The 7,115-nt window shown below is 65.5% G+C and carries 7 protein-coding genes; 2 read left to right on the top strand and 5 right to left on the bottom strand.

Annotation, left to right across the window (positions count from 1 at the left end; genetic code table 11):
- Nucleotides 1-2,434, bottom strand: a 2,434-nt coding sequence (locus tag AC1D34_RS31750) for an indolepyruvate ferredoxin oxidoreductase family protein (RefSeq protein ID WP_476826372.1), incomplete at its 3' end; no start/stop codon positions are given.
- Between the two features lie 256 nt (nucleotides 2,435-2,690).
- Between AC1D34_RS31750 and AC1D34_RS31745 the strand changes: the two genes are divergently transcribed.
- Together AC1D34_RS31745 and AC1D34_RS31740 are read left to right on the top strand one after the other, a co-directional pair.
- Nucleotides 2,691-3,341 carry a DUF1007 family protein gene (locus AC1D34_RS31745; RefSeq protein ID WP_441487882.1) on the top strand — a complete coding sequence of 217 codons (651 nt, stop codon included), beginning with the start codon at nucleotides 2,691-2,693 and terminating at the stop codon, nucleotides 3,339-3,341.
- A complete protein-coding gene (locus AC1D34_RS31740; RefSeq protein ID WP_476826371.1) occupies nucleotides 3,332-4,351 on the top strand; it encodes a nickel/cobalt transporter in 1,020 nt (339 codons plus the stop codon). Before AC1D34_RS31745 ends, AC1D34_RS31740 begins: the two co-directional genes overlap by 10 nt.
- A gap of 44 nt (nucleotides 4,352-4,395) precedes the next feature.
- Here AC1D34_RS31740 and AC1D34_RS31735 read toward each other — a convergent pair whose 3' ends face one another.
- The 4 genes from AC1D34_RS31735 to nthA all read right to left on the bottom strand — a co-directional run.
- Entirely contained in the window at nucleotides 4,396-5,337 is a 942-nt protein-coding gene (locus AC1D34_RS31735; protein ID WP_476826370.1) for a DUF6454 family protein, read from the bottom strand.
- A 130-nt stretch (nucleotides 5,338-5,467) separates the two neighbouring features.
- On the bottom strand, nucleotides 5,468-5,857 hold the full coding sequence (locus AC1D34_RS31730) for a nitrile hydratase accessory protein (protein ID WP_441487879.1): 390 nt from the start codon (nucleotides 5,855-5,857) through the stop codon (nucleotides 5,468-5,470).
- Nucleotides 5,844-6,503 (bottom strand): nitrile hydratase subunit beta, encoded by a 660-nt coding sequence (gene nthB / locus AC1D34_RS31725; RefSeq protein WP_441487878.1) that lies wholly within the window; start codon nucleotides 6,501-6,503, stop codon nucleotides 5,844-5,846. The genes AC1D34_RS31730 and nthB overlap by 14 nt, the downstream gene beginning before the upstream one ends.
- Nucleotides 6,500-7,115, bottom strand: a 616-nt coding sequence (gene nthA / locus AC1D34_RS31720) for a nitrile hydratase subunit alpha (protein WP_476826369.1), incomplete at its 5' end; no start/stop codon positions are given. The genes nthB and nthA, both read right to left, overlap by 4 nt.

Here is a 7,115-nt window from a genome sequence, read left to right as displayed (position 1 = left end):
CGGTGAGATCGCAACCGAGCACCAGATCCGCCTGACCGGCGGCGACGCGAATGGCGTGAATGTCTTCGGGCCGCGGCGCGAGCTTGACATGGCTGAAGACCGCCCCGCCCTTCTGGGCAAGACCGGCCATGTCGATCATGCCGCAGCCCTTGCCCTCGAGATGCGCCGCCATGCCGAGAATGGCGCCGATCGTCACCACGCCGGTGCCGCCGACACCGGTGACGACGACCGCGAAACTGCGATCGAGGGCCGGAACCTGCGGCTCTGGAAGCTCGCCTGCGCTGAGCGCGCCGGCATCGAGCCGGCGCGGCGCCGCCTTCTTCGGCCGAGCGCCATGCACAGTAACGAAGGAGGGGCAGAAGCCCTTCACGCAGGAAAAGTCCTTGTTGCAGTTCGACTGGTCGATCTGGCGCTTGCGGCCGAACTCGGTCTCCAGCGGCTGCACGGAGACGCAGTTCGACTGCACGCCGCAATCGCCGCAGCCTTCGCAGACGAGTTCGTTGACGATCACCCGCTTGTCGGGATCGGGATAGCCACCACGCTTGCGCCGGCGGCGCTTCTCGGTGGCACAGGTCTGGTCGTAAAGCAGCAACGACACGCCCGGAACCTGCGCAAGCTCGCGCTGCACGGCATCGAGGTCATCGCGATGATGGATCGTCGTGCCGGCAGGCCATTGCGTGCCCGGCGGGTATTTGTCCGGTTCATCACTGACCACCGCAACGCGATGCACGCCTTCGGCTGCAATCTGGCGAGCCATCTGGTCGGGGGTCAGATGCCCTTCCGCCTGCTGGCCGCCGGTCATGGCGACCGCATCGTTATAGAGCAGCTTGTAGGTGACGTTGACGCCAGCAGCGACCGCCCAGCGGATCGCGAGCGAGCCGGAATGGGTATAGGTGCCGTCGCCGAGATTCTGGAAAACGTGCTGGCGCGTCGAGAACGGCGCTTCGCCGATCCAGTTCGCGCCTTCTCCGCCCATCTGGGTGAAGCCTGCAGTGCTCCGGTCCATCCACTGCACCATGTAATGGCAGCCGATGCCGGCATAGGCGCGCGAGCCTTCGGGCACCACGGTGGAGCTGTTATGCGGGCAGCCCGAGCAATAGTACGGCGTTCGCTTGGCGATATCCTGCGCCTCGGCGAGGCGCCCCTGCGCCTGGGCGATCTCCTCAAGCCGGCCCCGTAGCGCCGGGTCGTCCTTGTATTGCAGCAGCCGCGCGCCAAGCGCGATCGCGACGTCGTTGGGATCGAGCGCGCCATGGACCGGGAAGAGCCATTCGCCCTTCTCGTCCTTCTTGCCGATTACCATCGGCTGGTGCTTGGAGCCGTAGAGCTCCTCGCGGACCTGCACCTCGATCAGCGAACGCTTTTCCTCGACCACCATGACGAGATCGAGCTTTGAGGCAAAATCCTTCAGCTCGCCCGGATCGATCGGCCAGGGGCAGGCGACCTTGAACAGGCGGATGCCGAGATCATTGGCGCGAACCTCGTCGATGCCGAGATCCTCCATCGCCTGGCGGACATCGAGATAGGATTTTCCGACCGTGATGATGCCGATGCGCGGCTTCTTGCCCCCGGAGGTGATGGTCTGGTTGAGCTTGTTGGCGCGCAGATAGGCCAGCATCGCGGCGCGCTTGTGGATATGCAGCCGCTTCTCCTGATCGACGAAATCCAGCTCGCGGCGGATGCTCAACCCGCCCGGCGGCATGACGAAATCGTCCGGCGTCACGATCTTGACCCGGTCGACCGAGCCATCGACGGAGGCCGTCGACTCGATATTGTCCTTCACGCATTTGATGCCGACCCAGACCGAGGCAAAACGCGAGAGCGCGATGCCGTGCAGGGAATAATCCATGATCTCCTGAACGCCGGCCGGGTTCAGGATCGGCATCATCCGGTCGACGAAGACAAACTCGGTCTGATGCGCATTGGTGGACGATTCAGCGGTGTGGTCGTCGCCCATCAGGCAGATGACGCCGCCATGGGGCGAGGTGCCCGCCATGTTGCCGTGGCGGAAGACGTCGCCGCTGCGGTCTACACCCGGGCCCTTGCCGTACCAGAGCGCGAAGACGCCGTCATGCTTGCCTTCGCCCTGCAGCTCGGCCTGCTGAGTGCCCCAGACCGCGGTCGCGGCCAGATCCTCGTTCAGCCCCGGCTGGAAGACGATATCGGAGGCCTTGAGCTGTTTGCCGGCCCGTAGCAATTGCTGGTCGAGCCCTCCCAGCGGCGAGCCGCGATAGCCCGAAACGAAGCCCGCCGTGTTCAGGCCGGCGCGGCGGTCGCGCTCGCGCTGGACCATCAGCATGCGCGCGATCGCCTGCGTCCCGGTCAGGAATATCTGCTGTTTCGAGAGGTCGTATTTGTCGTCCAGCGCGACCTCGCGCAACGCACCGGCCTCGGCCAGGTCTGCGGTGCCGGACTTCTGTTCCATCTCGGCCATGGCCGACCTCCCCGATCGTCCCGTTACGGCAGAATGGGGCCAGTTGGTCCGGCCTCCAACTTGATATTATGTCAGTAATGCTGACATATCGTCTCGTTACGGTCAATCACCCTGGGATCGTTCCAGAATGCGCCGCGATTTGGCCCCCTTTGCGAGTGATGGGTGGGCTTGGAACCAGCCTTGGCATCGGCCGCCGTTTACGGTTGGTTAACCATGTCGGGCCAGCTTCGCCGCTGAAATCGAGGGATTCCCTGTCGTGACCCGATGCCGCCGCGGCCTTCTCATTCTCGCCGGACTTGCGGCCTGGTTCGGGTTCACCGGCCTCGCGGCCGCGCATCCCCATGTCTTCGTCAGTGCGCGCACCGAGATCATCTACGCTCCCGACGGCAGCGTGAAGGCGCTGAAGCATATCTGGAGTTTTGACGAGGCTTATTCCGCCTTCATTACGCAGGGGCTCGACAAGAATGGCGACGGCAAGCTGACGCCCGACGAGCTGGCGGAACTCGCCAAGGTCAACATGGAATCCCTGCCCGATGTCGGCTTCTTCACCATCGCCAAGGCGAACGGCAAGGTGCAGGCCTTCGGCGAGCCCAGCGAGGCTGCGCTCGCCTTCGAGAACAAGATCCTGACCTTGACCTATGTCCTGCCCCTCAAGCAGCCAGCCACCGCCAATCGGTCCTTCGGCATCGAGATCGGTGACCCGACCTATTTCGTCGCCTTCGACATCGCCGAGGCCGCTGACGCGGTGATCGCGCGCGATGCACCCAAGGGGTGCGTCGTCCGCATCGCTCGTCCGCCCAAACTCGACGCAGCCGTCCAGCAGAAGCTCGCGCAGGAGGACATCACAGCCCAGCCCGACATGAGCGGATACCAGGTCACGACGCGCGCGCTGGTCGCATGTCCCTGAGTCTCGCGCTTTCGACATCGCTACGCCTGCCGATCGTCTCGCGTCGGCTCGCCCTGATGGCCCTCGCGCTTCTGGCCGTTGCCGGCACCCTTGCCATGCTGGCCTATGTGATTGCCAGCGTAAGCCCACCACCGCCCCCGCCACCGCGCAACCCCTTCGGGACTGCCCTGCCCCGCGAGGCCCTGCCTTCGACGACGGGCATCGGCGCGCTGCTCCTGTCCTGGCAATCGGCCTTCTATCGCGAACTCACCGCGACGCTGAAGGCGATCCACGCCAGCAGTGCGGCCCTGCCCGGCCTGCTTGCTCTCGCCTTCGGCTATGGCGTCTTTCATGCAGCCGGCCCCGGCCACGGCAAGGCGGTCATCTCCGGCTATATCGTCGCCGATAATCGCAGCCTCAGGCGTGGCCTCGCCTTGAGCTTTGCCGCCGCGATCCTCCAGGCACTGGTCGCCATTGCATTGGTCCTGACCCTGACGATCGCCCTTCGAGCGACGGCTGCTACCATGAGCGCGACGACGACGCTGATCGAGCAGGCGAGTTTCGCGCTGGTCGGGCTGGTCGGACTATGGGTGCTTTGGCGCAAGGCCGGGGCGCTGCTCGCCCTGTCGGGCGATGCCGCCGCCCATGATCCGGCCTGCGACCATGTTCACATGCCCGGTCCCGACGAGATCGCCCGATTGCGCGGCTGGCGTGAGATGGCCGGCGTGGTTTTCGCGGCGGGCCTGCGTCCTTGCGCCGGCGCTCTCATTATTCTCGTCTTCGCCTTCTCGCAGGGGCTGCTCTGGGCCGGCATCGCCGCGACCTTCGCCATGGCGCTCGGCACGGCCCTGACCACGGGAGCGCTTGCTGCGCTCGCGGTCTTCTTCAAGTTCGCAGCCCTGAAACTGGCCGGAGGCAGCAGCCTGCGCGGAGCAAGAGCGATCGCAGGGCTCGAACTGCTCGCCGCCGCTTTCGTCGCCGTGCTCGGAACGGCCCTGTTCCTCGGCCTCTGGGCCGCCCAGGGGAACTGAGCTCCCGGCGCCGCCGCGCTTGCGTCCGTTTTGCTTCGTCGCCCTTACTTGGCCGTCGCCTCGTAGGTGAAGAGCACCGACTTGTCGTCATCCGGGATGAAATGGGCCCGCACGCCGTCAGCAGTCGGCTCGACCCAGAACGGATTCTGCGTCATCGGCAATCCAGACGGCGACCAGAGCTCGATCGGTACCTGATAGACGGGCCGATTATCCCTGAGGTCGACGATCTCGAACCCGCCGAGGCGAAAGATCGGCCCGTCCTTCGTCGCGCGATAGGCGTTGAGGCCGGAGCAGAGCATCCGGCTCATGCCGATATAGTGGCAGTCCTGATAGTCGATATAGAGCGCGGGATTGATGACCCGCAGTTGTTCAGGCGCCACGTCTGGATTGGTCACCCGGCCCTCGCCGTCCAGGGTCCATTTGTAGAAGCGGCGCGAACCCCAGCTTACCCCATGCAGCGATTTGTCGTCTGTATTGTGGACGATGCCGCCGATATGGTCCTTGAAACGCAGCACCTCGGTCGCCTTCAGCGTCTCCGGATCGACCTTGTAGACGATCGACTGACTGTTCGGTCGATACTCGGCAACCGTCACCCAGATATGCTTGCCATCGAAGTCAATCCCGCCCGGGTGGTACATCGAGCCCTCGCCGAGCGTGATGCTGGCCAGGAGCTTCCCCTCGGCATCGACCTTGAAGAGATGGCCGACGCCCTCGCCGGTATCACGATCATAGCCATCCCGGGGTTCGGAGAAGCGGGTCGTCGGCTTCGTGATCTCGRCCGAGGAGACGAAGAAGGCATCGCCGATCTTCAGCATGCCTTGCGGGTGATGTGTCGGGAATTGCAGCGGAACGGCAGCTTTCTGCGTCCATTGCGTGTTGCGGGTGAGCTTTTCGATACGCCCGTTGAGGGCCGGATCGGCCGCATGGGCAGGCGCGGACAGCAACAAGCCGGCAAGGCCGACCAGGCAAGTCATCGTCCTTTTCATCAGGGCCTCCCAGACGGCATGTTTCTCCGAAAGCAGAGCCGATGCCGATCGCGATGTCGTCCCCTATCCAGCGCCCGACAAACTCATGTGACAAGTCCACGCCGCAGTGATGCCGAAGCGTTGCGCGCCCTCAGCTCACGCGCTGCGGGTCGTTCTCCAGCAGGATCGGCTTGCCATGCGGCGTCGCCTCGGCCGCGCGCTCCCAGGACGCCGCGAGCGCGTCGACGCCCTCATGCGAGGCCAGCCCCTTGGCGATCAGGAGATGCTCCAGCGCCTCGCACCAGCGTTCGTAATAATCGGAACCGTCGCGGCAGCCGCCGGCCGCGACCGCCTCCCGGATTTCGGCCCCGAGGGCTTCCGCCCATTCCTGAGCGGAAAAGATGCCCCGGTTCTGCAGCGCAACGACCAGCGCGAAGGCCTGGGCCTGCCAGGGTTCCGCAAAGACCGGCCCTTCCGCATCGCGCGGGATCGGCGTGCCCGCTGCGAGCGCATCGGCAAGGGCTGCGTCAGGCCGGCTCAAGATAGCTCTCCCACGCCTCGACGCTGACGCTGGACGTCGGGTCCGCATCGCGGCCCCAGAGTTCGGGGCCACTGAAGACCACGGTATAGAGCCATTGCGCTGTTTCCGGTGCACCATGGGCGCCGGTATCGGGGAAGACGTGGTTGCCGCGGATGGCCTCGATCCGGCCGAGCTTGCCGCGGGCATAGCGTGGCAGGCGAGTATGGCCGGCCGGGTGCATCACGATGGTGCGCACACGATCGCCGACAGCAAACAGCGCAGGCGCCGAAGCCTCGCGCTCATAGGGAAAGCCGCGTTGCAAGACAGCCGGGACATCCGCCCCGTTCAACACCCGCTTGGGTGTCGTCCCGGACCCGACCGACGCGCCGCTGTCCATCTCCGCCGGCGTCGCAAAGCCGTGCCGCTGCAGCACCGTCCGCAACCCTTCGTACCAGATCTCGTAATAGGAGAAGGAAAGGTAATCCGCCGGCGGGATGCTCTCGCGCGCATGCCGGATCTCGTCGATGGTCCAGTGCCCCATGGCGCCTGCCGCGACGTTCAGCGCAAGCATGCGGCTCTCCCATCCGCCATGGAAGACCGGCTCGTTCGGCTCCGGCATAACGGGCCCGAAGCCCATTTGGCCGCCGAGATCCTGCCCGCCATTCATGCTGACGCTCCCGCCTTCGGCAAGCCGACGCCGATCATCGAATCCCGCGTGACGATGCCGGCAAGCCTCTCCTCGTCCCAGCCCTCGGTACCGGCAGGGCGCTGCGGGATGACGAGGAAGCGCGTCTCGGCGGTTGAATCCCAAACCCGGATGCGCTGGCCCGCGGGCAGCGTCACGCCGAAATCGGCCAGCACGCCGCGCGGATCGATGACGGCGCGCGAGCGATAGGGCGGCGACTTGTACCAGACCGGAGGCAGGCCGAGCACCGGCCACGGATAGCAGGAGCACAGCGTGCAGACGATCAGATTGTGCTCGTCGGGAGTGTTGAACACCGCAACGATATGCTCCCCGCCACGGCCGCCATAGCCGAGCTCGGCGACGGCCGCCGTGCCGTCCTGCCTGAGCCGTTCTGCGAAAGCGGGGTCCGTCCAGGCCTTCGCCACGACCAGCGCGCCGTTGCGCGGGCCGACCTTGGTCTCGTAGGTCTCGACGATGGCATCGAGCGCCGCCGGGTCGACATAGCCCTTGGCGACGAGGAGCGTTTCCAGCGCCTTCACCCGCGCCTCGATCGGCGTGAAGTGATTGTCATGGTCGTGATGATGGTGGTGATCG

The organism is Allobosea sp. P1_A7 (assembly GCF_056406775.1).
The sequence above is the reverse complement of the archived record's forward strand: the minus strand, read 5'-3'. Positions and strand labels throughout refer to the sequence as shown.